The sequence below is a fragment of the Tropicimonas isoalkanivorans genome (assembly GCF_900112335.1).
Taxonomy (GTDB): Bacteria; Pseudomonadota; Alphaproteobacteria; order Rhodobacterales; family Rhodobacteraceae; genus Tropicimonas; species Tropicimonas isoalkanivorans.
The window spans coordinates 148,822-172,875 of record NZ_FOLG01000007.1 but is presented as its reverse complement, the minus strand read 5'-3'; the positions used below and the strand labels follow the sequence as shown (position 1 = coordinate 172,875).

General features: G+C 62.7%; 22 protein-coding genes. 13 read left to right on the top strand and 9 right to left on the bottom strand.

The window, feature by feature from the left end; translation table 11 throughout:
* Nucleotides 1-13: 13 nt before the first annotated feature.
* Nucleotides 14-1,021, bottom strand: coding sequence for a class 1 fructose-bisphosphatase (locus BM075_RS13210; protein WP_093361154.1), 1,008 nt, complete (start codon nucleotides 1,019-1,021; stop codon nucleotides 14-16).
* 99 nt (nucleotides 1,022-1,120) lie between these two features.
* Between BM075_RS13210 and BM075_RS13205 the strand changes: the two genes are divergently transcribed.
* Nucleotides 1,121-2,050 carry a LysR family transcriptional regulator gene (locus BM075_RS13205; protein WP_093361153.1) on the top strand — a complete coding sequence of 310 codons (930 nt, stop codon included), beginning with the start codon at nucleotides 1,121-1,123 and terminating at the stop codon, nucleotides 2,048-2,050.
* Nucleotides 2,051-2,103: 53 nt separating this feature from the next.
* Here BM075_RS13205 and fliP read toward each other — a convergent pair whose 3' ends face one another.
* From fliP to fliF, 4 genes are read right to left on the bottom strand one after another with little or no spacing between them, the layout of a single operon-like run.
* Entirely contained in the window at nucleotides 2,104-2,856 is a 753-nt protein-coding gene (fliP, locus tag BM075_RS13200) for a flagellar type III secretion system pore protein FliP (protein ID WP_093361152.1), read from the bottom strand.
* The gene (locus tag BM075_RS13195) at nucleotides 2,853-3,137 is read right to left on the bottom strand and encodes a FliM/FliN family flagellar motor switch protein (protein ID WP_093361151.1); all 285 of its coding nucleotides are present in this window, start codon (nucleotides 3,135-3,137) and stop codon (nucleotides 2,853-2,855) included. Before BM075_RS13195 ends, fliP begins: the two co-directional genes overlap by 4 nt.
* Nucleotides 3,130-3,732 carry a FliH/SctL family protein gene (locus tag BM075_RS13190; protein WP_093361150.1) on the bottom strand — a complete coding sequence of 201 codons (603 nt, stop codon included), beginning with the start codon at nucleotides 3,730-3,732 and terminating at the stop codon, nucleotides 3,130-3,132. The genes BM075_RS13195 and BM075_RS13190 overlap by 8 nt, the downstream gene beginning before the upstream one ends.
* The gene (gene fliF, locus BM075_RS13185; protein ID WP_093361149.1) at nucleotides 3,732-5,396 is read right to left on the bottom strand and encodes a flagellar basal-body MS-ring/collar protein FliF; all 1,665 of its coding nucleotides are present in this window, start codon (nucleotides 5,394-5,396) and stop codon (nucleotides 3,732-3,734) included. The genes BM075_RS13190 and fliF overlap by 1 nt, the downstream gene beginning before the upstream one ends.
* Before the next feature lie 78 nt (nucleotides 5,397-5,474).
* Here fliF and BM075_RS13180 point away from each other — a divergent pair, with 78 nt between their 5' ends.
* From BM075_RS13180 to BM075_RS13125, 12 genes are all read left to right on the top strand, one after another.
* Complete coding sequence (locus tag BM075_RS13180; RefSeq protein WP_093361148.1) at nucleotides 5,475-5,960, top strand: flagellar basal body-associated FliL family protein; 486 nt, start codon at nucleotides 5,475-5,477, stop codon at nucleotides 5,958-5,960.
* A 9-nt stretch (nucleotides 5,961-5,969) separates the two neighbouring features.
* A complete protein-coding gene (locus BM075_RS13175) occupies nucleotides 5,970-6,335 on the top strand; it encodes a hypothetical protein (RefSeq protein ID WP_093361147.1) in 366 nt (121 codons plus the stop codon).
* A complete protein-coding gene (locus tag BM075_RS13170; protein ID WP_093361146.1) occupies nucleotides 6,335-6,934 on the top strand; it encodes a MotE family protein in 600 nt (199 codons plus the stop codon). Before BM075_RS13175 ends, BM075_RS13170 begins: the two co-directional genes overlap by 1 nt.
* A 70-nt stretch (nucleotides 6,935-7,004) precedes the next feature.
* A complete protein-coding gene (gene motA, locus BM075_RS13165) occupies nucleotides 7,005-7,877 on the top strand; it encodes a flagellar motor stator protein MotA (RefSeq protein ID WP_093361145.1) in 873 nt (290 codons plus the stop codon).
* Nucleotides 7,874-10,090, top strand: coding sequence for a hypothetical protein (locus BM075_RS13160; protein ID WP_093361144.1), 2,217 nt, complete (start codon nucleotides 7,874-7,876; stop codon nucleotides 10,088-10,090). Before motA ends, BM075_RS13160 begins: the two co-directional genes overlap by 4 nt.
* A 59-nt stretch (nucleotides 10,091-10,149) precedes the next feature.
* Nucleotides 10,150-10,899, top strand: a complete 750-nt coding sequence (locus BM075_RS13155; RefSeq protein WP_093361143.1) for a transglycosylase SLT domain-containing protein — start codon at nucleotides 10,150-10,152, stop codon at nucleotides 10,897-10,899.
* Complete coding sequence (gene flhA / locus BM075_RS13150) at nucleotides 10,896-12,986, top strand: flagellar biosynthesis protein FlhA (protein WP_245758844.1); 2,091 nt, start codon at nucleotides 10,896-10,898, stop codon at nucleotides 12,984-12,986. Before BM075_RS13155 ends, flhA begins: the two co-directional genes overlap by 4 nt.
* Nucleotides 12,983-13,756: a flagellar biosynthetic protein FliR gene (locus tag BM075_RS13145; protein ID WP_245758843.1), complete on the top strand. Its 774-nt coding sequence runs from the start codon at nucleotides 12,983-12,985 to the stop codon at nucleotides 13,754-13,756. The genes flhA and BM075_RS13145 overlap by 4 nt, the downstream gene beginning before the upstream one ends.
* On the top strand, nucleotides 13,753-14,841 hold the full coding sequence (locus BM075_RS13140) for an EscU/YscU/HrcU family type III secretion system export apparatus switch protein (RefSeq protein WP_093361142.1): 1,089 nt from the start codon (nucleotides 13,753-13,755) through the stop codon (nucleotides 14,839-14,841). The genes BM075_RS13145 and BM075_RS13140 overlap by 4 nt, the downstream gene beginning before the upstream one ends.
* Nucleotides 14,838-15,233: a hypothetical protein gene (locus BM075_RS13135; RefSeq protein WP_093361141.1), complete on the top strand. Its 396-nt coding sequence runs from the start codon at nucleotides 14,838-14,840 to the stop codon at nucleotides 15,231-15,233. Before BM075_RS13140 ends, BM075_RS13135 begins: the two co-directional genes overlap by 4 nt.
* An 88-nt stretch (nucleotides 15,234-15,321) precedes the next feature.
* The gene (locus tag BM075_RS13130; protein WP_093361140.1) at nucleotides 15,322-17,115 is read left to right on the top strand and encodes an ABC transporter transmembrane domain-containing protein; all 1,794 of its coding nucleotides are present in this window, start codon (nucleotides 15,322-15,324) and stop codon (nucleotides 17,113-17,115) included.
* Between the two features lie 30 nt (nucleotides 17,116-17,145).
* On the top strand, nucleotides 17,146-19,044 hold the full coding sequence (locus tag BM075_RS13125; protein WP_093361139.1) for an acyl-CoA synthetase: 1,899 nt from the start codon (nucleotides 17,146-17,148) through the stop codon (nucleotides 19,042-19,044).
* A gap of 68 nt (nucleotides 19,045-19,112) precedes the next feature.
* On the opposite strand, the gene BM075_RS13120 is transcribed toward BM075_RS13125, so the two are convergent.
* The 4 genes from BM075_RS13120 to BM075_RS13105 are packed head-to-tail and all read right to left on the bottom strand — an operon-like array spanning nucleotide 19,113 to nucleotide 24,019.
* Nucleotides 19,113-20,216, bottom strand: coding sequence for a flagellar basal body P-ring protein FlgI (locus BM075_RS13120; protein WP_093361138.1), 1,104 nt, complete (start codon nucleotides 20,214-20,216; stop codon nucleotides 19,113-19,115).
* Nucleotides 20,216-21,220 carry a flagellin gene (locus BM075_RS13115; protein ID WP_093361137.1) on the bottom strand — a complete coding sequence of 335 codons (1,005 nt, stop codon included), beginning with the start codon at nucleotides 21,218-21,220 and terminating at the stop codon, nucleotides 20,216-20,218. The genes BM075_RS13120 and BM075_RS13115 overlap by 1 nt, the downstream gene beginning before the upstream one ends.
* Before the next feature lie 3 nt (nucleotides 21,221-21,223).
* Nucleotides 21,224-22,681, bottom strand: a complete 1,458-nt coding sequence (gene flgK, locus BM075_RS13110; protein ID WP_093361136.1) for a flagellar hook-associated protein FlgK — start codon at nucleotides 22,679-22,681, stop codon at nucleotides 21,224-21,226.
* Between the two features lie 27 nt (nucleotides 22,682-22,708).
* Nucleotides 22,709-24,019 (bottom strand): flagellar hook protein FlgE, encoded by a 1,311-nt coding sequence (locus tag BM075_RS13105; RefSeq protein ID WP_093361135.1) that lies wholly within the window; start codon nucleotides 24,017-24,019, stop codon nucleotides 22,709-22,711.
* Between the last annotated feature and the right edge of the window lie 35 nt (nucleotides 24,020-24,054).

Here is a 24,054-nt window from a genome sequence, read left to right as displayed (position 1 = left end):
GTGTGTGTCTTTCTCAGGCGCGGAACAGGCCGCGATTGCCGAACAGCGCGGAAACCTCGTGATCCGGCAGGTCGTGGTAGGCGGCGACCCGGTCGACCTTGACCGTGGTGCCGAAAACGAAGGGCGTCCGCTCGTGCAGGGTGCGGGCGGTGCGCGACATGATCGGGTCGCAGCCGTCGGTCGCCGCCCCGCCGGCCTGTTCCATGAGGAAGGCGATGGGGGCGCATTCGTAGACCGTGCGGAGCCGGCCACGGCCGTAGCCGGGGCGGTCGTCGCCGGGATAGAGGAAGATCCCGCCGCGGCTCATGATCCGGTGGGTTTCAGCCACGAGGGACGCGATCCAGCGCATGTTGAAATTCTTCCCCCGCGGTCCTTCGCTTCCCGCTAGGCAGTCGTCGATGTAGGCCCGCACGGGCTTGGACCAGTGGCGGTAATTGGACGCGTTGATCGCGAATTCGCTGGAACCTTCGGGGATGGTCTTCGTGGCCTCGACGAGCTTGAACGTGTCGGTTTCCGGGTCCAGCAGGTAGGTCTGTACACCGGCGCCGAAGGTCACGATCATTTGGGTCTGCGGCCCATAGATGACGTAGCCGGCCGCGATCTGCTCCCTGGCAGGGCGGAGCAGGCTGGCATATGAATCGCCTTTCGCCTCGTAGATCGAAAAGATCGTGCCGATGGAGACGTTCGCGTCGATATTTGACGATCCGTCCAGCGGATCGATGGCGAGCGCGAAACGGCCGTGCTCGCTCAGCGGCACGATCTCCTCCCGCTCTTCAGAGGCGTACCAGCGCACGCCGGCCGCACCGAGGGCGCTAGCGAACGCGTCGTCCGCCAAAACGTCCAGCGCCTTTTGCGCATCGCCGTCCGTGTTCTCTCCCACCGCGTGCCCGAGCGACTGGCCAAGAGGCCCGCGCCGGATCGTGTAGGAGAGGTTGCGCGCGACTTTCGCCAGCGCCTCGATCGTCGGGCGCAGGGCGTCGGGCACATGCGTGGTCTCGATGGAACTTACCGTCTCCAGCATCGCGGCCTCCCTTCCTGCGATGAACGAACAGGTGTTATATTCCTTGTTTTGAATTATAAGGAAATTTAAAATATAAGAAGAATCCTTCAGAGAAATCTAATGAGTGCGCTCAACGCCCTGACCTTGAAACAGCTTCGCGCCCTGCGGTCCGTCACGGCGCAGCGGTCGATCAGCCGTGCCGCCGAGGAGTTGTCGCTCACGCCGCCCGCCGTTCACAGCCAGCTCAAGGCGCTGGAGGAAGCCCTCGGCTGCAAGATGCTCTACCGCGAAGGGGCCGAGGCGTTCACACCCACAGCCGAGGGCGAGGCGTTGCTCCTGGCGTTCGAGAAGGCCGAGACCAGCTTGGAGCAGGCGATGCTGACCATCGACGCGTTGCGCCGGGGGCAGGCGGGTGTCGTGGTACTCGGCGTCGTGAGCACGGCGAAGTATTTCGCGCCGATGCTGGTGGCGCGGCTGAAACGGAGCCTGCCTGGCGTCGAGGTGATCCTGAAGGTGGGCAATCGCGGCGAGATCCTTGCCGGGCTGAACGACCGCGCCTTCGACCTGACTCTGATGGGCCGCCCGCCGCGGACGCCGCCGGTCATGGCGACGCCGATTGGTGACAACCCGCACGTGCTGGTCGTGCCCCCGGATCATCGCTTGGCGCGGCTCCGGAAGATCGCGCCGGAGGATATCTTCGCGGAGCCCTTCATCACCCGCGAACAGGGGTCTGGCACCCGGGGCTTGACCGAGCAGTATCTGCGCAATCTCGATCTCGGGGAGCCGGACCACTTGCTGGAAATGCCCTCGAACGAGACCATCAAGCAGTCCGTCATTGCGGGGCTGGGGATCTCGATCCTGTCCCAGCACACCGTCGCCGAAGAGCTTCACTCCGGGCGCCTGGTTTCGCCCAAGGCGGACAATCTGCCGATCATCCGCAAGTGGTATGTCATCCATCCCTCCGACCGCCCGCTCACGGGCGCGGCGCGAGAGGTTCGCTGCCATATCCTGTCTTCCATCGACAAGATCTTCGAACACAACCTGTCCTGAAGGGAGAGCAGGCCAGCCCGGTGATCACCGGCGGACGCTACTTGTGGCAGTGGTCAGAAGTATCCCCGTACGAGCGCCTCGGTGGTGAGTGCCCACCCATCGGCGACGACAAAGAACGCCAGCTTGAAGGGCAGCGAGACGAGCGCTGGCGGCACCATCATCATGCCCATGGACATCAGGATCGCTGCCACCACAAGGTCGATGATGAGAAATGGCAGGAAGAGCAGGAAGCCGATCTGGAAGGCCGTGGAAATTTCGCTCAGCATGAACGACGGGATGAGGACCGAAAGCGGCGGGGCGCCGAGATCGAGGCCACTCACCTCCCCGACCTGCCGAAGTGCCGCCATTCTCTCGATTGTCTCCGGGTCGGCCCGGGTGAGCATGAATTCCGAAAACGGCTCCACGATGCGCTCGATGGCGGCTGCCGCGTCGATTTCCTCCTGCATCAGCGGCCTGAGCCCTGTCGTCCAGGCCTCGGTGAAGACCGGATCCATGACATAGTACGTAAGCACCAGGGCAAGCGAGATTATGAGTGTATTCGGCGGCGACTGCTGCAGCCCCGTCGCCTGGCGCAGGATCGAAAGCACTGTGACAATCAGCGGGAAGCAGGTGGCCATCACCAGAAGGCCGGGCGCGAAGCTGATGAATCCGACGAGCAGGAATAGCTGGATACTGGTTGCGGTCAGGGAGTTGCCCTCCCCGAGGGAGAGAACGACCTCTTGCGCCTGTGCCGATCCGGCCAAAAGGGCTGGCGCGAACACGGCCAAGATCGTCGCGGCCCGCCACACGATGCGGGATCGTGTCACGTCAGGCTCTCGCCGTTCTCGATGATCTCCGTAAGCCGCACGGCGAGTTGCCCCTCCCGCGCGCCGCTCTGTTCGATCAACTGCCCGCGCGCGATCAGCCGGTCGCCGACGAAGAGTTCGACAGGGTCCTCGACGCGCCTGTCCAGCGGCAGAACCGCATTGCGCTCCAGCCCGAGCAGTTCGGAAATCCGTGGCCGGGCGTGGCCCACGGAAACGATGACTTCGACCGGAACTTGGGAGAACGCATTGGATCGGTCGGGCGTAGATGCAGTATCAGGCATTGATGGCTTCCTTTTCAGGCGTGCCGCACTCGAAGAAATCGGTCACGGCAGCGGAAATCTCGAGCAGGACACTGTCGAGGTCGACTTTCTCCTCCGTCCTTCCAATCCGGAGGAAGGCCTGCCCGCCGCCGAGGGACACTTCCTCCCGTATGTCCAGAGGGGGGGCCACCTTGCCGGCGACGATCTGGCGGAGCCGCTCCGCGTTTTCCGGAGCGATCACGATCTCCACGGGAACCTCGGCCGCCTCTTGCGAGACCTCCAACACCCGGTCGAGGATCATTTCGCCCAGGGAGGGTTGCAGGGCGGACGGCAGGATCCGCTCGACCATGCCCCGCAGGATAGCTTCCATTTCGGAGAGGATGGCCGCGCGCGCCTCGTGATAGGTGAAGGACATCCGTTGGAGGTTGTCGGCGAGGACCTCGGAGATGTTCGCCTGTTGCGACACGTGGGCGGCCGCGGCGTCGTCCCAACCGGCCTTGTACCCACTGTCGAAGGCCTGCAGCCGCTCTTCCTCCAGACGGGATTCCGGCAACAGCACGACCGCCGATGCGGTGTCTTCAATGTCGAAGCACTCAAGCTTGAGGGGTTGGCCCATCAGGCGTCCTTCCTGTCATCTTCCATCCAGCTCCGCAGTACTTCCACGGTTTCCTGTTGGCGTTCGTTAATAAGGCTCCGAAGCCGCGCGACCGGGTCCACATCCCGGTTTGCAAGGCTCGGCACCTGGTCCGGGCCGTCCTCCTCTCCGAGGTCAAAGGTGTTGACCACCTGCATCGCCGGAACGAACGGCTCGTCGTCGATTTCTCCGGTGAGGGCCGGGAGGTCGGGAAGATCGCTTGTAGGGCTCGGCAGACTGTTCGGCGGCTCGGCATCAATCCGCGACGGGCTCGGCCCACGCGCAAAGATCGGGCGCACCACGAAGAGGCCGAGGATCAGGGCGACCAACGCCAGGCCGCCGATCTGAAGGAGGCTCATCACGTCGAGGCGATCGAACAGGCCGGGAGCCGCGACACTGTCCAGTTCTGGGAGGGTCTGGAACGCCATCGACCGGATGGTGATCTGGTCGCCCCGCGCCTCATCGAAGCCGACGGCGGCGGCGATGAGCGATTTCAGATCCTCGAGCTCCGCTTCCGAGCGCGGCGTGCTCACAGGGACGCCTGCAGCGTCCGTCGTGTTGAGCGCATTGACGAGCACGGCCACGGTGAGGCGCCGAATGCTGCCGGGAACCTTCAAGATCTCGCGCTGGGTCTCGGACACCTCGTAGTTCACCCGTTCCCGGCTTTCGGCGTTTTGACTGGAGGTGTCCGATGCGCTGGCGGCGGCGTCGCCGTCAGGCAGATTGCTGGCGACCGTGACGCCTCCCCCGGCCGACCCGCGGCTGGTATTGCTCCGTTCTTCGGTTTCGGTGCTGATGGCCACGCGTCCGTCGGGGTCGATCCTGCGTTCCGTGATCGATTCGCGTTCGGTGACCGTTTCGAGGCTGACTTCGACAACGGCATTGCCCTGCCCGACATGGGCTTCCAGCAGCCGCTCCACGTTCCGCTTCAGAGCCGCAGCCTTGCGACCGTCCTCGATCGGCTGTTGGGATTCGGAACCCACAACGATGCCGCTGTCGCTGTCGATCACGGTGACGTCGCCGGACCGCATTCCCGATACGGCCGACGCGACGAGGAATCGGTAGGCCCGCGCCTGTGAGTCAGTGATTCCGCCAACGGCACTGACCGACACCGATGCCGACATTTCGCGCTCCGACCGAAAGCCATGGGAGGGGGCTGCGGAAATATGGATCCGCGCAGTGCGGACCTGCTGGCTTGCCATGATGGTCCGGGCAAGTTCGCCTTCCTTGGCGCGCCAATACGTGGCGTCGAACATCTGCGAGGTGGTGCCGAAGCCGTTCAGGTTGTCTAGAAGCTCGTATCCGGCGCTGCCATTGGACGGCAGCGACTGGCTGGCGAGTTGCATCCGGATCTCGTCCCGCTGGGCCGCGTCGACATAGATTGCCTTCCCCCGCACATCATACGCGACACCGCGTTGCTCGAGCGCGGTCACGACCTCCCCGGCCGCCGCGTCCTCCAGCCCGGCGTAAAGCAGGTCCATCGGGCGCGCAGTGGCGAATCTCGAAAGCGCAAGGACGGCGGCGAACATGGCAAGCGCGGCGGCGACGACCACGATTCGCTTGCGTACGTCCAGTCGGGACCAGGTAGCGAGAACATTCTGCACGCGACAATCTCCAATCGGCGGGTCTTCTGCCCGTCGGCGCATCTTTGGAAGATCTCGCTTAACAATCGGTTAGCCGTTGTCATCGTATCCAGTGCCTCGCGGACCACACGGGAGACCGACATGGCAGACGTCCAGGCTGCGGAAGCGCCACCGGAAAAAACGCGCAAGGGCCTCATGCCCATTCTGATCGGGATCGTCCTCGCGTCGGTGCTCGGTGGCGCAGGATTCATGGCAACCTATTCGGGGCTGCTGGATACCGGGGGCTCGGACGAGGCGCACTCTGCCCACGGGACGGATCAACTGGATACGGCCTTCGTCCCGATGGACCCCGTTGTCATCTCCCTCGGACGGTCGGAGGGGGTGGGGCATCACCTGCGGTTCCAGGCCAACCTCGAGGTCGCGCCCGGGGAGGAGGGGACAGTCGAAGCCCTGATGCCGCGCATTCTCGACGTTTTGAACAGCTACCTGCGGGCCGTTGAGGTCGAAGAGATCGAACGTCCGACGGCGCTCATCCGGATCAGGGCGCAGATGTTGCGCCGAATCCAGCTCGTCGTTGGCGGTGATCGCGTGCGCGACCTTCTCATTTCGCAATTCGTGCTAAACTAGGAGCCAACGATGGATCTTTTTGCCGACGTTCTTCTCATCGCGGGCGCCTTCGGGGCCGCGATTTATTGCCTCGTCCTGTCCCGTCGCCTCAACCGCTTCACCAATCTGGAAAATGGCGTCGGAGGTGCGGTCGCAGTCCTGTCCGTCCAAGTCGACGAGATGACAAAGGCGCTGGAGACCGCGCGCTCGACGTCTCAGGCCTCGGCGGAAAAACTGCAGGCGTTGACGAAGCGTGCAGAAGACGCCGCCGACCGAATCGAGCTGATGTTGGCCACGCTGCACGACGTTCCCACCGCGCAGGATCTCATGCCCGAGGCGAGCAAATCGCGTCAGGTGCGTCGGTCGCGCAGAGTGATGACGACGGAGGCGCGGTGATGTCGCGGCGCCGGAAGCGGAGTCGTCGTGCCGGCCGGGGAGCGTCTTCCACCATCGCCCTGCTGCTGCTGCTGTCCGGCCTGGTGCGTTTGGCGGAGGGCGTCGGGCCTGCCGTGGCGCGCGGCATTGTCAATGCGGATTGGGCACGGGCGGAAGCGGAAGCAGCCATCCCCCAGGTCTGCGACAGCGATTCGGACATTCGCCGGACCCTTCAGATCCTGAAGGACAGGTCGGCCGAACTTGACGCCCGCGAAGCCGAGCTCGCGCAAAGGACGCAGACACTTCGGGTCGCTGAGGAAGAGATCCACCTGAACCTAGCGGCTCTCCAAAAGGCCGAGGCATCCCTTCAGGCGACTTTGGCGCTCGCAGACGGCGCGGCCGAATCGGATATCGACCGCCTTGCCAGCGTGTACCAGAACATGAAGCCCAAGGAGGCCGCAGCGGTTTTCGAGCAAATGGATGCGACCTTCGCGGCGGGCTTCCTGGCCCGCATGAAACCAGTTGCCGCCGCCGCCATCCTGTCCGGGCTTTCATCGGAAAAGGCCTATGCCGCCAGCGTCGTGCTCGCCGGAAGAAACGCCAACGTTCCGACCCAATAGCCCTCAGCCAATCTTAACGCATGCCTGTCAGCTTGCCGGGCGAGAGTCCTGACGTCAGCGGAGCCAGTGAATGATCGGAATCGTCGGAATCATCATCATTTTCGTCATGGTCTTCGGCGGATATATCGCCGCGGGCGGAAAGATGGCGATCATCCTGAAATCGCTGCCCTATGAATTGACCATGATCGGCGGTGCCTCCGTCGGAGCTTTCGTCATTTCCAACGATATCAAGGCGATCAAGCATACCGGGGCGGACATCACGAAGGTTTTCAAAGGGCCGAAGTGGAAGCCCGAAGACTATCGCGACCTTCTATGCCTCCTGTTCGAGTTGATCCGTCTTGCGCGGCAGAATCCTGTCGGGCTTGAGGAGCATATTGAGGCGCCTCGTGAGTCCTCCATCTTTTCGACCTATCAGAAGATTCTCCGCGACGCGGAAGCGGTGGACCTGATCTGCGACACACTGCGATCCGCTTCGATGAACTATGACGATCCGCATCAGGTGGAGGAAGTCCTGGAGAAGAGGATCGAGGCGAATCATGTCCATGCTCTTCATTCGAGCCACGCGCTGCAGACGATGGCCGACGGACTCCCGGCTCTGGGCATCGTGGCGGCGGTGCTGGGCGTCATCAAGACAATGGGCTCGATCGATCAGCCGCCGGAGATTCTTGGTAAGCTCATCGGTGGCGCCCTCGTGGGAACGTTCCTTGGAGTATTCATCGCCTATGGTCTTGTGGGGCCCTTCGCGGCCAAGCTCCGCGATGTCATCGACGAAGACGCCCATTTCTACCAGTTGATCCGGGAAGTTCTGGTCGCCAACCTCCACAGTCACGCGACCAACATCTGCATCGAGGTCGGACGGCAGAACACGCCAAGCCATATCCGCCCGAGTTTCGGAGACCTCGAGGAAGCGTTGAAGGATGTGAAGCAGAGGGACGCGGCATGATCTTCCGTGTCGCAGCAGTCCTTCTGCTCAGTCTTCTTGCAGCGTCCGCGAGCGCGGAAAACGTCCGCGTCCTGTCCGGCGAGCATGACAACTTCTCGAGGCTTGTCATGGTTTTTGGGCGGCCGATCGATTGGACAGAGCGCAAGACGTCGGGGGGATACGAAGTACAGTTCGACAGGTCAGATCTGTCGCCGGATCTTTCCCAGGTCTTCGACCTGATCCCCAAGGATCGGATCCAGTCCGTCGCGTTCGACCAGCCGTCCGGCACTCTGTTGATCGAAAGCCAATGCGCATGTTCGATCGAGGTATTTCGCGCCGGCGCGAACACTGTGGCAATCGACATCACAAGCGATCCGCAAGCGGCCAGCGAAACTGCGCCCCAACCTGACGTCCTGCCTTTCGGCCTGCCGCCTGCCGTCTCGGCAATGGCGCCGATGCCCGAGCGGGCGCCGCATCTCCAGCAACACGATGGTGGGCTGCCGGTGGGAACGCGGGTTACGGATCAGCGGAGGCCCGACAGGCTGACCATCCGCAATGCGATGATCCAGCAACTGGGTCGGGCGGCGAGCCAGGGCCTTGCGGAGATGCGACTGCCGACAGGAAAGGCCCGTCCACGGCAGACGCTGAGCTTGCACGGAGATCCGCAGGCCGAGGCCCGGCATATGGTCACTGAAACCGTGTTCGATCGTGTGAATTTCCAAGGGATCGGGGTCTCCTCACCCCGGTCCAACGGACAATCGTGCCTGGAGTCCACCCTGCTAGAGCCCGAGCAATGGGCCGGTGCCGGCGCGAATATCAGTGACCTCGCCGCGGCCCGGCGGGACCTGCTGGATCAACGTGATCAGCCTGCCAAGATGACTGTCGGGCAAATGGCCCAGGCGTATCTTTCCCTCGGCTTCGGTGCCGAAGCGCTTGCAGTCGTGGAAGAGTTTCCCGGCTTAGTCGATGAAGCTCCCCTTTATCGAACGATTGCCAGCCTTCTTGATCAGGGCGAGCCCATCGGCAACAGCCCCTTCGAAGATCAGGAGAGCTGCGAAGGCGCGAGTGCGGCATGGGCAGTCCTTGCCAGCAGGGATCCCAAAAGCCTGGAGAATATCAACGAGACGGCGGTGCAAAACTGGTTCTTCCGGCTGCCGCCCCTTCCGCGCGCGCAATTGGGGCCGGCGCTGGCGCGAAATCTGCTCGCTGCGGGAGCCGATGACGCAGCGGCCGCGGTGCGGGATGCGACCCGGCGGGCCGGTGAAGCGAAGAGCAGCGAACTGGTCCTGCTGGATGCGACAACGGACGTCGCACCCTCGGAGCGGGATGAGGCGATGGAAACGCTGAACGACGTCGTGGCAAAGAACGGCGAACAATCCCCGCGGGCGTTAAGTGCTTTACTTGCGAACGCCATCCACGAGGGCAGGATCGACCCCAAGCAGGTCGAACTCGCCGAGGCAATGGCTGGCGAAGTGCGAGGCACGGAGATCGGCGCGCACCTGCTGACCCAGGCGAGTATTGCCCGTGCCCATCTGGGCGACTTTCCGGCGGCCCTTGCACATCGCAGGCGCCTAATTGCGGACGGGGTGCCGCCAGGGCCTGCCGATGAACTGCTTTCCGTCATCGTGGACCAGATGATTGTGCTGGAGGACGACGTCGCGCTCCTGCGGTTCGTGCAAGATCCATCGGGCGATCAGCGGCCAGATCTTCTAGAGCCTGAAGTTTTGTATCTCGCCGTGCGCCGTCTGCTGGATCTGGGTCTGCCGAAACTGGCCGGGCGGCTGCTGAAGGTCGATTCCGATCAAAATTCGCCTACTCACCGGCATCTGGCAGCAGGCGTCGCGTTAGGGAACGGGGATTCCTCACTCGCCCTCACGCTCGTCGCGGGCGAGACCGATCCGGCGAGCCTTTCGATCCGGGCGCAGGCATTGGCGCGGCTCGGCGAACATGCGGCTGCGGCGGAAATTCTCGAACGGGAAGGCGACATCCCTGCCGCCGGACGGCAGGCCTGGCTATCTGGCACATCCGGGTTGATTGAAAAGTTCGGCTCCGATGCGGAACGTGCTCTTTGGGAGGTCCGCAAGGGGGCGCCGGACGTCCAATCGCCTGATCCGGAAGCGGGAGCGATCACACTGGAGCAGGCCCGTACCGATATCGCGCACAGCCAAGAAACCCGACAGAGGATAGCGGCGCTTATTGAGTCGTCTCACCTTTCCCAAACTGTCGGAGAGTAACCGGACCGTAACTGATCTGGCGCTAGACCCGACACGGGACGAACCAGAAAGGTGCCCAAATGCCAGGTCAGGAGACCGAATCAATTCATCGGGGCTGGAGAGGTGACGGCACGCGCCTGACCGAAATCGTGGTCTCGGTCGTCCTTGGACTATGGACGCTCTCCGCACAGGCGATGACTCTCGCATCGGACGAAGACGTCTGCCTACGCTGGGCGGAGATCGTTGCGGCAGATAGCGGCGTGCCTGCCGAGGTTATGAAAGCCATCGCAACGCTCGAAAGCGGGCGGAAGATCAACGGATCGGTCCGCCCCTGGCCGTGGACCGTACAGTCACGAGGAAAGGGTCATTGGCTCGACACGTCCCAGTCAGCCGTTGACCTTGTGGACAGCCTCCTTCGGAGCGGGACAGACAATGTCGACGTGGGATGTTTTCAGCTCAACGTGCGATGGCATGGGAAAAACTTCCCGTCGCTCAATGCGATGTTCCGGCCCGAAGACAATGCGCGCTATGCTGCATCTTTCCTGAGGGACCTGTATCGGGAATTCGGCTCCTGGGAGACCGCGGCATCGGCCTACCATTCCCGCACGCCGGAGCTTGCCGCGAAGTACCGCAGTAAACTGAAGCCGATCCTTGCACGGTACGGGGGCAGGGGGAACGAGGCGGTCTCGCCGCAATCCAATCCCGTTCCGGCGGCTGCGGCTGCCCACGTGGTGCCGTTGTTCCCGGCCACGGGCCGGCGAGCCACAGCATCATTGGTTCCGCTTGGTACGGCGCCGGCCGCCACGCCGCTGTTCGGGTTTTTGCAATGAACCCTGTCGCGCTTGGTATGCGGGTCCTGAACCCCACGGTCATGCTGGCCGTCGCCTTGATGGCGGTCATCGTGATGATGGTGCTCCCGATGCCGGCCTGGATCCTCGACATCGGGCTGGCTGCCTCTTTCGCCCTCGCAATCCTGATCTTTACCGTCACGCTTTTCATCGAGCGGCCGCTCGATTTCTCCTCGTTTCCGACGGTGCTCCTCGCCTCCCTGATGCTGCGGCTGTCGCTCAACGTGTCGTCGACCAAGCTCATCATTGGCCAAGGCCACACGGGGACCTCGGCTGCCGGCAACGTCATTCAGGGCTTTGCGATGTTTGTCATGGGCGGCAGCGTTTTCCTTGGGCTGGTCGTCTTCTGCGTGCTGCTGATCGTGAACTTCATCGTCATCAACAAGGGCGCGACCCGTATGGCGGAGGTGGGCGCGCGTTTTGCGCTCGACGGCATGCCAGGCAAGCAGCTCGCAATCGATAGCGATATGTCGGCCGGCGCGATCGACCACAAGGAAGCCAAGGCGCGGCGTGAGCGCGAGCAGGCCGAGACAACGTTTTTCGGCTCCCTCGACGGGGCGTCGAAATTCGTGAAGGGCGACGCGATCGCCGGCCTGCTCATCACCATGATGAACCTCGTGATGGGCTTGGCGATGGGAGTCCTGATCCATGGCATGCCGATCGGTCAGGCCTTGGAGACATACGCGATCCTGACCGTGGGCGATGGTCTCGTCTCCCAAATTCCGGCGGTCATCATCTCCGTGGCCTCCGCCCTTTTGCTTGCCCGTGGGGGAGACCGGGGCGCGGTCGATCTGGCGCTTTTCTCGCAATTGGGCAAGCATCCCCCCGCGCTTCTGACAGTGGGCGGGCTGATGCTGCTCTTCGCAGTGGTTCCGGGTTTCCCGTTCCTGCCGTTCGCGTGCGGCGCGCTTGCCCTGTCTGGTCTGGGACTGCGGGGGATGCGAAATGCGTCCCGGAAGGAGAAGAACGACGAGACGGAGGCATTGGCGGAGGTGCCCTTGCCTCAACAGCGCATCGGCGATGTGTTGGACCTCGACGACATACACCTGGAATTCGCTCCGGATCTTGTCTCGATGGTGCTGGATCCCGCGACCGGACTGGAAGCGCGGATAGGCAACATCCGCAATCACGTTGCGGCGACGTACGGGCTCATCCTTCCGGAGATCCGATTGACCGACAACGCGGGGCTTCCCCAAGGCGTCTACGCGATCCGGATCCATGGCGTGCAACAGGCCAGGGACCGGCTCAAGCCGGGAGAGCTTCTGGCGCTAAAGTCGGGCGATACAGCCGATTTGCCGACGGGCGAGGATGTCTCAGAGCCGGTTTACGGTGCACCGGCCCGCTGGGTTGCGCAGGCGGACCGGGAAGCGGCCGCGCTGGCGGGAACGACCATCGTCGCCCCCGCCGAAGTCCTCGCGACGCATCTGCTGGAAGTAATCAAGCAAAACCTCGCCCGGCTTCTGACGCTCAAGGCGCTCAGGCGCCTTTTGAGCGAACTCACGAACCTGTCGGATGCATCCCGCTCGGAAGCCAATCGCAGACTGATCGACGAGTTGATCCCGGAGCGGGTGCCGATGGACCTGCTTCTGCCGGTTCTGCGCCTGTTGCTCGAGGAGCGGGTATCGATCCGGAATCTGCCCCTCATCCTCGAGGCGGTCGCTGAGGCACGGGGCACATTCGCGGCGCCGGAGGCTATTTGCGAGCACGTGCGGCAAAGGCTTGGTTTCCAGATCGTCTCTGAAATCCGGCGGGACGATGGGACACTTCCACTGATCCAGCTCTCGCCGGAATGGGAGGAGCGTTTTGCCACACACAGGCTGGAAGGGCCTGCCGGGCAAGAGTCTGTTGCCTTGCCGCCGGAAGAGTTCGGCCGTCTCAGCAACGCCATTGCCGAACGCGTCGCGAAAGCCGCGGAGAACGCGACATATCCTGCGCTGATCACCTCAGCCCGGCGCCGGCGATTTCTGTCATCCGTGCTTGCGTCCAAGCGTATGTCCATTCCCGTGATCTCGTACGAGGAAATCAGCCCGGACGAACGACCTGCGATGGTCGGTGTGGTTGCGCGATGATGGTCGACGCCATGCTCTTTGGAGATATCGGGCGCTCGTGGCTTATCATGGGGTTTCTCGTCTTTCTGCGGGTCGGCGGGGCCATGGCCCTTCTGCCGGCATTCGGCGAACAAACCGTGCCGCAACGGGTCCGCCTTGGACTGACCCTCGCCTTCACGATCATCGTGGCACCCACAGTAGACCCGGGCGGCGCCCCCGGGGACCTTCACGCATTCCTACCGCTGCTGGCGACGGAGACCGCCGTGGGGCTGGTATTCGGCCTCGCCATACGGTTGATGATTCATCTGCTCCAGATAACCGCCGCCATGGCCGCGCAGTCGACCTCCCTCGCGCAGATTTTCGGCGGCGCATCCGTCGACCCGCTCCCGGCGTTCGGCCACATTCTGGTGGTCGCGGGGTTGGCGCTGGCGACGGCGACCGGCCTGCACATTCGCGTTGCGGAGGCGCTTATCGGCAGCTACGACGCGTTTCCCGTCGGCTCCGTGCTGGACAGCGCCCAACTTGCCAGCTTCCTGACGGCGCGGGTAAGCGCGATCTTTTCTATGGCGTTCTCCTTCGCGGCGCCATTCGTCGTCGCGGCATTCATCTACAACCTTGCCCTGGGCGCCATTAACAGAGCCATGCCGCAACTCATGGTGGTTATGGTCGGGGCGCCGGCAATTACGGCCGCCGGCCTTGCAATGTTCGCCATCCTGTCCCCGCTCCTCCTGCAGCTTTGGCTCGACGCCTTGGACGGGGTTCTCGCCGATCCATTCGGAGTGGGCCGGTGAGCGGCGGCGACGACAGCGAAAAGCAACATGAGCCGACTCAGAAGAAGCTCGACGACGCGCGGCAAAAGGGCGAAATCCCTCGGTCCAACGATCTCACGTCGGCTGTCGCCTATGCGGGTTTCCTGCTCGTCGCGCTTTCCATGGGGGGGTGGGTATGCCAACGGCTGGCGTCATTTGGGATCGCGGTGCTGCGGCAGATCTCCGAAGTCGGCCCAGGGTCCGGCCAGTTCGCCGGAGGATTGTCCGGTAGACCTTTCGTCGGTCATGTTGGCGCAACGGTGCTGCCGATCGGCTTCGTTCCGGCATTGGCCGTGCTGATCGCATTGGTCGCGCGCCGGGGTTTGGTCTTTGCTCCCGGAAAACTGGCGCCGAAGCTGTCGCGGATTTCTCCCGTTGAAAACGCCAAGAACAAGTTTGGCCGGTCCGGGCTTTTCGAGTTCGCCAAAAGCGCGGTGAAGCTCTTTCTCGTGACATCCGTTTTGGCTTTGTTTTTGAAAGCCCGGTCGACGCAGATTGCTGGCCTCCTGTGGCTCGAGCCGAACGTCATCGCAGCCCAGATGGCACATCTGGCGCTCGAATTTCTATCGATCCTGGTCGTTCTGCTCGCGGTCATCGGCGGCCTCGACCTGCTGTGGCAGAGCATGGACCACAAGCGGCGCAACCGGATGTCCCGCAAGGAGCTACAGGACGAGCAAAAGGACAGCGAAGGCGATCCATACGTGAAGCAGCAGCGCCGGCAGCGCGGCCAGGAGATCGCGTTGAACTCGATGTTGCGCGACGTGGCCGAGAGCACGGTAGTCATTGTCAACCCGGAGCACTACGCCGTCGCTCTGAAATGGTCCCCGAGCTATCCAGGGCCACCGAGTTGCGCGGCCAAGGGTGTGGATGCCGTAGCCGCGCAGATCCGAAAGGCGGCGAACGAGGCTGGCGTTCCGATCCATCGCGACCCGCCGACTGCCCGCACACTTTACGCCACGGTCGAGATCGGGCAGGAGATCCTGCCAGAGCACTATCGCCCGGTGAGCGCCGCTATTCGCTTCGCCGACAGGATGAGACAGCTTGCGCGCAAGAGAGCGCTGGATTGAGCGAGATGACGGAGAACCGAAAGCAAGACTTCGAGAGGTTGAAGGCCGTTACCGAGGTTGCCTGGGCTGCGGCGAGCCAGGGGTTGCGCCGACAGGCCGCACTGGAACGCGCCGCCTCCGCCAAGCTGCAGGATCTGGCGCAGGCGCGTCGCCGGTCGCTGGATGGCCTCGTTGCAGCCGACCAGTCGGATACCGCCATGATTTCCGCCGCGTCAGGCTGGATGATCTGGGCGGAGCGGGAAAGGGAGCGCCTGAACATGGAGTTGGCACGAGCGCGCGCGGCGCTGGCCGGTGAACAGGCAAAGGCCCGGAAAGCGTTCAGCAAGCGGGAAGCGGCTAAGAAGTTGCAAGAAATAGACAAGGAACGCCGACGCCGGCGCCTCGCTGAATAACGGCGCCCCCCAATCGCCGATCTCCGGCTTCGTGTTGCCGCTGGGGAAAAGGACCGCTATTCCACGGTGACCAGCAGGAGAGGCGGACATGGCCAATACAGGACAGGATGCTCAACAGGAGCGCGCTGCTTCGAAACGCGTCGGCACATTACGGGCCCTGTTTCCCTTTCTCGCACCTTACCGCACGTATGTGGTGCTGGCGGGCATCGCGCTCACCGTCACCGCGACGGTTTCCCTGCTGCTGCCGCTGGCTGCGCGCCGCGTGGTCGACGGATTCGGAAGCGGTGCGGTGCACCTTCTGGACCAGTACTTTCTGGCCGCGATCGGCATAGCCGCAGTATTCGCCTTAGGGACCGGCCTGAGGTACTACGTCGTCACGCGGCTGGGTGAACGCGTGGTTGCCGACATCCGCAAGGCGGTGTTCGACCGGATGATCGGCATGAGCCCAGCCTATTACGAGAACATCATGACCGGCGAAGTGATAAGCCGGATCACCACCGACACCACGCTCATTTTGTCGGTGATCGGCTCGTCGGTCAGTTGGTTCCTGCGGAACACGCTGTTGTTTGTTGGCGGGCTGACGATGATGTTCTTCACGTCCGGGAAGCTGACGTTGATGGTTCTGGCCATCGTCCCTCTGGTCATTGTGCCGATTCTGGCCCTTGGACGCAGGCTCAGAGTGCTCAGCCGACAGAACCAGGATTGGATCGCGCGCAGTTCCGGCAGCGCGTCGGAGGCTCTGCAGGCCGCGCAGACCGTTCAGGCCTATTCCCACGAAAAGGTCACCCGTGGTCGGTTCGCCGAGGTCACGGAGGCGAGCTACCTGTCGGCCAAGACGCGGATAAGTGTCCGCGCCATGCTGACGATCATCATCATTTTCGTCGTGTTCTCCGGTATTCTGGGCGTGCTGTGGATCGGGGCCCGCGATGTGCGCGCCGACGTGATGACCGCCGGTGAGTTGGTTCAGTTCCTCATATATGCGGGCATCATGGCGGGTTCCGTCGCGGCGCTTTCCGAGATCTGGGGCGAGTTGCAACGTGCTGCGGGCGCAACCGAGCGGCTGGTGGAACTTCTGGACGCGGAGGATGGTGTTCTCGATCCGGACCATCCGCGGCCCGTTCCCGAAACCGTCACCGGTGAAATTGTTTTTGACAATGTGACCTTCCATTACCCGTCGCGGCCCGCCGAAGCGGCGCTGCATGGGGTAAGCTTCCGAATCGCGCCAGGCGAGCAGGTTGCGCTCGTGGGGCCGTCGGGGGCGGGAAAATCGACGGTACTACAACTGTTGCTCCGCTTTTACGATCCGACGTCCGGTGAAGTCCGGCTAGACGGCGTGCCACTTGCAGAAATGGAACGCGCCGCCTTTCGCCGCGCCTTCGCGCTGGTGCCGCAAGACCCGGTCATCTTTGCCGATACGGCTCGGGAGAACATTCGGTTCGGGCGCCCCGATGCGACCGACGCCGAGGTCATCGCCGCCGCGCAGGCGGCCGCGGCTCATGACTTCATCGACGCTCTGCCGGACGGCTACGACACCTATCTTGGCGAGCGCGGGGTCATGCTGTCGGGAGGGCAACGGCAGCGGGTCGCCCTTGCGCGGGCCATATTGCGCGACGCGCCGGTCCTTCTCCTCGACGAGGCGACCTCCGCCCTCGACTCGGAAAGCGAGCGCGCCGTCCAGACGGCCGTGGCTGCTCTCAGCAAGGGGCGAACCACCCTCATCATTGCGCACCGCCTGTCCACGGTGAAGCAGGCTGACCGAATCCTGGTCTTCGACCATGGCCGCATACTGGCCGAAGGGACGCACGAAGCCCTCGTGGCCCAGGATGGACTCTACGCGCGGCTAGCCCGGCTGCAGTTTACCGAGGGCCTCGCAGCGGAGTAGCCTGTCGTCGCGACAACTGGAGGAGCGGGCGTGACCTTTGCAAGCATCGCCGACCGCGACGCGATCGAAAGAGAGATGCCGTGGAAGGACCGCGACCTTCCGACTACCATATACGAGTTTCTCAGCGAGGCCGGCGCGCGCCACGGCGCGCGTCCGGCGGTGACATTCCAGTTCTTCGCCCGCCCGAATGCTCCCGCGGAAACATTCACGTGGTCCGAGGTTCTCACGCGTTCCCGGCAGGCCGCGAACCTGTTCCGGTCTCTTGGGGTTGGAGAGAACGATGTCGTCGCATTTCTGCTTCCGAACTGCAGTGAAACGGTCTTTGCCCTCCTGGGAGGCATGATCGCTGGCATTGTCGCGCCCATAAATCCGCTGCTCGAGCCCGGTCAGATCAGCGCGATCCTGCGCGAGAGCAAAGCGAAGGTCCTGGTGACATTGCGCGCCTTTCCCAAGAGCGACGTGGCACAAAAAGCGGCGGCGGCGGTGGCGGACGCACCGGACGTGCGCCACGTGCTGGAAGTGGACATGCTGCGATACCTGTCCGGCCCGCAGCGCTGGATTGCTCCATTCTTGCGCCCGAAAACACCGGCCCCGCGAACGGCCGATGTCGCCGACTTCAACAAGGCCATGGGCGCGCAACCTTCAGGCGAGTTGTCGTTCGCTGACAGCGATCATGATCGTGTTGCCGCCTATTTTCATACCGGTGGCACCACCGGGATGCCGAAGGTGGCGCAGCATCTCTACTCCGGCATGATTTATAATGGGTGGATCGGTAATCGGCTACTCTTTGACGAGCGAGACAGCGTCCTTTGCCCGCTGCCGCTTTTCCATGTCTTCGCGGTCTATCCAATCCTGATGTCGATGATAGCCTCCGGCAGCCATGTCATCCTTCCGACACCGCAAGGTTTCAGGGGGGAGGGGGTTTTCGACAATTTCTGGAAGCTGATTGAACGCTGGAAAATCACCTTTATGATTGGCGTTCCCACGGCCTTCGCGGCGCTCATGCAGCGACCTGTCGATGCCGACATATCCACATTGGAGAAAGCTTTCTCGGGTTCGGCTCCCTTGCCGGTCCAACTGTACCGGCGCTTCGAGCAGGCCTCCGGCGTCGAAATCATAGAGGGCTACGGCCTGACCGAGGCGACCTGTCTGGTGGCGATCAATCCTGTAGAGGGCAACAAGAAGGTCGGGTCCGTCGGAATACCGTTCCCTTACACGGAAATCAGGATTCTCCGGCATACCGATGATGGTCCGGTTGAATGCGGGACTGATGAGGTCGGCGAAATATGCGTCCAGAACCCCGGCGTGTTTGTCGGGTCGACCTATACGGAAGCCGACAGGAATCACAGACTGTTCCATCAGGATGTCTATCTGCGAACCGGGGATCTCGGGCGTATCGACGAAGACGGATATCTTTGGATCACCGGACGCAAGAAAGACCTCATCAACCGGGGCGGCCATAACATCGACCCTGCCGTCATCGAAGAAGCCCTCCTGAGCCATCCGGCGGTGGCGTTTGCGGGCGCCATCGGTCAACCGGACGCGTTCGCCGGGGAATTGCCCTGTGCCTACATCGAACTCGTCGAAGGCGGGCAGGTGACGGTGGAAGACCTTCTCGCGTTCGTCAGACCTCGCATTTCGGAGCGGGCAGCAATACCGAAATATATGGAGATATTGCCGGAATTGCCAAAAACGGCCGTCGGCAAGATCTTCAAGCCTGCCCTGCGAAAGCTCGCGATCACGCGCATCTATGATGCGGCGCTTTCTGCCGCTGGAGTTCCGGCCGCAGTGGTAGACGTCGTGGAGGACAAGAAGCTCGGTCTCGTCGCCGTGTTGGACCGTCGCGGCGAGCTGAACGAGGATGCGGTTTCATCGCTCCTGGGGGATTTCACGAGCCCGTGGCGCTGGAAGGGTCAGGATCCGCTTTGATCCGATGACGGACTGCGTTTCATTGCGAGCGTGGTCCAGAGCACAAGGACAGTTCGACGTCCCTTCCATCAATGCACGATGAATTCGGCATGCAAAGCTCCGGCAGCTTTGATGCTGGTAAGGATGTCGATGAGGTCTCGAGGAGCCACTCCGAGCGCATTCAAACCTGCAACCACTTCTGCAAGGGATGTGCCGCCGGACACCTCGGCAAGGCCGATGCCGGGCTCGTCGACGATCTGCGCAGACGTTCGGGGCAAAACAACCGTCTCACCCGGCGCGAACGGGTTGGGTTGAACGGCAATGGGGGCTTCCTCGATTCGAAGCGTCAGGTTGCCTTGTGACACCGCCACCCTCGATATGCGCACGTCGTCGCCCATGACGATAGTGCCGGACCTTTGGTCTACCACCACCCGTGCCCGGCGCTGTGGTTCGACGGTCAGGTTTTCCACATGGCCGATTGTGCGTGCGGGAGATCCCGTACCCGTTGCCGCGATATCGAGTTCCACGGTTCCTGCGTCGAGCATTCGCGACACGGGCCGCCCGAACGAAGCGTTGATCGCCGTCTCGATTCGCCCGGCTGTCGTGAAATCCGGGTCCCGCAAGGCGAGGCGTACGGTCGAGAGCTGGGAGAACTCGAAGTCGATTTCCCTCTCCACCCTCGCGCCTGACGGAATGACGCCCGCCGTGGGCACTCCCGTCACGACTCTTGCGGCATCCCCCTCCGCCTGGGTGCCGCCCGCGATCACGGTCCCTTGACCGACTGCGTATATTTGACCATCCGCCGCCGTCAGCGGGGTCATGATAAGCGTTCCGCCCATCAGGCTCTTCGCGTCGCCAATGGCGGACACCGACACGTCGATCCGGCTGCCGGATCGGGCGAAGGGCGGTAGGGCGGCGGTCACGAATACCGCCGCCACGTTCTTGGGTCTAAATTGTTCGCCGGAAACGTTTACGCCGAGGCGTTCGAGCATGTTTGCCATGATCTCTTCGGTGAACGGCGCATTTCTCAGCCCATCCCCCGTGCCGTGCAGACCAACCACCAATCCGTAGCCGACCAGGTCATTTCCACGCACACCGTCGAATTCGACGAGATCCTTGATGCGAACCTGTCCCGCGGCAGCCGGCCATGCCACAGCCAGAAACATGAGCAGCGTCAGAACCATGCGTATCATCAGAGGTAATCCGAGAGTTTCATCGCCGCCGTTCGTGCGGTCAGGGTGTAGAGCATTTCGAGCTGAGTTTCGGCCTGTTTCAGTTGCGTCGCCCGGTCGTACGGATCCGCTGACAAGATATTGGACATCGCGAGTTTCATCGCCGCTGTCTCGCTGGCGTTGCTTGCAAGAGCGGTTTCAAATGACTCCTGCGCTATACCAACCTTGGCCTGTTCATCGAGCATCTCGGTATTGGCCTGCATGAGCGTCTCACTTGCCATAACGGCCATCTTCGCTTGCTGCGACGACGACGATTGAAGGGGTGCACGGTTGATCAGGGCCGCCAACGCGAGGCCGCGCAACGTGTCGCGCAAGGGGGCGTCTGCAGCGGTGACCGCGATGCTGACTTGCTTTCCTTGCCCGGCGGCCATTGGCGCGAGAGGCGTGGTGGAGCCAAGGTAGGCCACGCTGTCGAAACCGCCGCCTGCAGCGAACCATTCGTCCACGACGGATTTGACGCCAGCCGCTGTGGTTTCGGATGAAACAGCTGTCTCCAGCGCCGCAAGGATCGTCTCCGCCGGGGCAACTGCCGCGCTTTTCGTCGCAATCCCGGCGAAGAGGCTTCGACCGCCGAAGCTCGTATTCAGCCGACTGACGGCTGTCTCGAACGCATCCGTGGCCGATCCCGCGAGTGAGGAAGACAATGCCGATTGCCCCATGCTGCTCGACGCCAGAAGATCGTGAGAGATCCCTTCCGCCGTCTGCCGGATGGATTCCAGAGTGCCCTGTACCGCTCCTGTAAATCCGGCCGCTTCATTGATGGAGCCGCGATAGGCTTCTAGCTGCCCGAGGTTGTTTTCGATGGCGGACAGGGTGCCAAAGTCGCCCTTGACGGCATCGGATACCGAAGCGACCTGTCCTGTCGCGACCTCCTGAGACAAGCGTGCCAGGTCGGCTTTCGTTTGTGCGTTCCTGCTGCGGAAGATGTAGCTCATCGCAAGATCGCCAACGGTGTTGATCGCCATGGCTCAGATCTCCAACAGGTTTTGCATCAACCGGTCGACCGTTTGCATGACGCGCGCATTCGCCGCGTAAGCCTGTTCGATCAGAAGAAGCTTTTGCATCTCGTCGTCGGTATCCACGCCGGATCGCGCCAATTCGGTCTCCAGCGTTTCCACGCGGGCCGCCTCGAACGTTTGTTTGGCTTCGGCGGCGTTCTGTTTCGTGGAGATCGCTGACAAGATGTTGGATGCGAATTCCACAACGCTCCTCTCGACACCGGCCGAATCCCCGGAAGGCGCCACTCGTCGTTCCATCAGGCGGTTCGAGAGTGACGTGAGCAGGGTGGAATTGCCAACGTCTCCTTGCGCTGTCGCGCCCGCGCCATCTCTCATGCGCCAGATCTCGCCGCCGAGGGCCGTGTCCACCGAGGGATGAAGTTGGATCCGCGCCGACACACCTATTTCGTCGACGGCAGTGAACGCGCCGGTGTCGTCCGTGAACAGGCCCCTTGATCCGTCGGCCGTGGAGGTGCCGAGGGCCGGGTCCTGGAAACGTTCGATCAGGTCTCGCGCGAAGGCATCCAGTTCGGCTTGGGCGCCGGGTGCGATCTGGTCCCGGATTTCGAATGCCGCTGCGAGTTTGCCGCCCCCGACAGGGTCATATGCAGCGCCCACGTTTAACGGGTTTCCATTGATGCTGAGGCCGGACAAGGACCCCGCGTCCAATGTCATGTCCGGGGTAATCGTTCCCGTTGTCGTGAATTCGAACTGGGCTGCCGGACCGTCGAGGAGGATCGCTCCGCCGGTGGTGTAAAGCGCGATCTGCCCCCCGTCGCGCGACACCTGGTTCACCGGAACGATCTCGGAAATAGAATTGACGACGTTCTGCCTCTGATCGAGAAGGCCTGAAATGTCGCTGCCTGCATTGCTCATTCGGAAGATCTGCGAATTCAGAGTCTGGACGTGTTCCAGGTTCGAGTTGAGTTGTTCCACCATTCTTCCGATGTCGGAATCTGCGTCCATCCTCATTCCTTGAATATTGTCCGAGATCGACCGAACGTGGCTCGCCAGGGTCGACGCTGCGTCCGCCGCGGCGATGAGGCGGGCATCCTCGTCTGGTCGGCTGGCGGCATCTATCAATGCCGACCCGAAAGCGGTGATTCGTGATTCAAGTGATCCCTCCTCGGTGGGCAGGCCTATCGCGGCCTCTATCCGCAGCCACCCGGACGATGCCGTGCTGGCGTTCGCAAGATTTGCCTTGGCAAGCCGGCAATCGGCGGACGCCCTGTCGTCGGTGACACGCGTGACCCCATCCACCTGCACCCCTGCCCCCGTGGCATTCACGCCATTGGACGAGAGAGAGATCTCCCGCCGCGCATATCCGGGCGTCGTGGCATTCGACACGTTCGCGGAGGCTATCTCTGCGGCACGGCTGGCGGCGGTCAGACCGGACAGGGCATTCGAAAGTGCACTGGAAAGGCTCATTCGGAATTACCTCAAGCGGCTATCACCTCATCGTTTGATGTTGGTGGTTTCCTGCAGCATTTCGTCGACGGTCTGGATGACCTTTGCGTTGGACGAATAGGCCCGTTGGGTCTGGATGAGGTCGGTCAACTCGCCGGCCACGTCCGTTGCCGATTCCTCGAGGGCGTAGCCCACGATGTCGCCCGTCGGACCGTCCCCGGCATCCCAGAGAAAGAAGCTGCCGCTATCGATGGAGGTTTTGTAGGCTTGCGCATCGAGCGATTCCAAGCCGTTGGGATTGGGCATGTCCACCAGCGGGATCTGGTAGACGACGCGGGAGATGCCGATGTCGAAGTTGGCGACGACATAGCCGTTCGCATCCACCTCTACCGAGGTCATGTTGCCGACGGGCGAGCCATCCTTGTGGATTGCGGTCGGGGCGAAGCTGTTGGACAGCTGAGTAAGCCCGGACCCTGAACCGATGGCGCCGATGTCAATTGTCATTGGGCCGCCCGCCACATTCACGGTAAATGTTCCGGCAGCATCGTCATACGCACCGCCGGAAACCGTGGTCACGTTCGCGAGCGTGCCTCCGCTCGCCCGGGTGTCGTCAAAGACCAGGGTGTATTCACCGATCGGTGTGCCGGGATTGGCGGAGTCGGTGAGCTGCATGGTCCAGGTGTTGGTGCTTGGGTCAGCGGCCGTCGCCGGCAACTGGGGCGTGAACGTGATCGTGATCGATTGGGACGTGCCGAGATTGTCGAAATATTCGATTGGCAATGTCAGCGGGTCTCCGGTGCCGCCAGAGTCCGTTTCCGTCGCCGGAAGGTTGACGCCGAGCGACATGGCGGTCGTCGGTTCGCCCGCGAACTGGTTCACGTTGATCTGAACCGGCTCCAGGCCGTCTGCTGTGTCCCGGGGATAATTCGGAACCGTGCCGTCCGGATCTGCCGGCCAGCCGAGAAGCACGAGACCGGACTTGGTTTTCAGGATTCCATCTTCATCGGTCCTGAAGGAGCCGGTCGTCGTAAGAAACATGGGGTTTTCACCGTTGCCGGCGACGACCGAGGACTCCGACGTCACGGGCAGAAATCCGCGTCCGCGGACTGCGAGGTCGGTGGCGTTCGATGTGGTGGCCAGCGATCCCGGCTCGTCAATGATCCGCGTCGTCGTCACCTGGACGCCGCCGGCGGAATAGCTGCCGCCGCCCGAAGCGATCACCATGGAGTGGAAGTCCGCCTCCGCCCGCTTGTACCCGTAGGTGGACGAGTTCGCGATATTGTCGGATATCGTCGACAACCGGCTGGCGTTGGCGGCCAGCCCTGAAACGCCGGCGTTGAGAGACGATGAAATGGTCATGGAGCGCCCTTCTGTTGCTGCGACCGCGTTGGTGG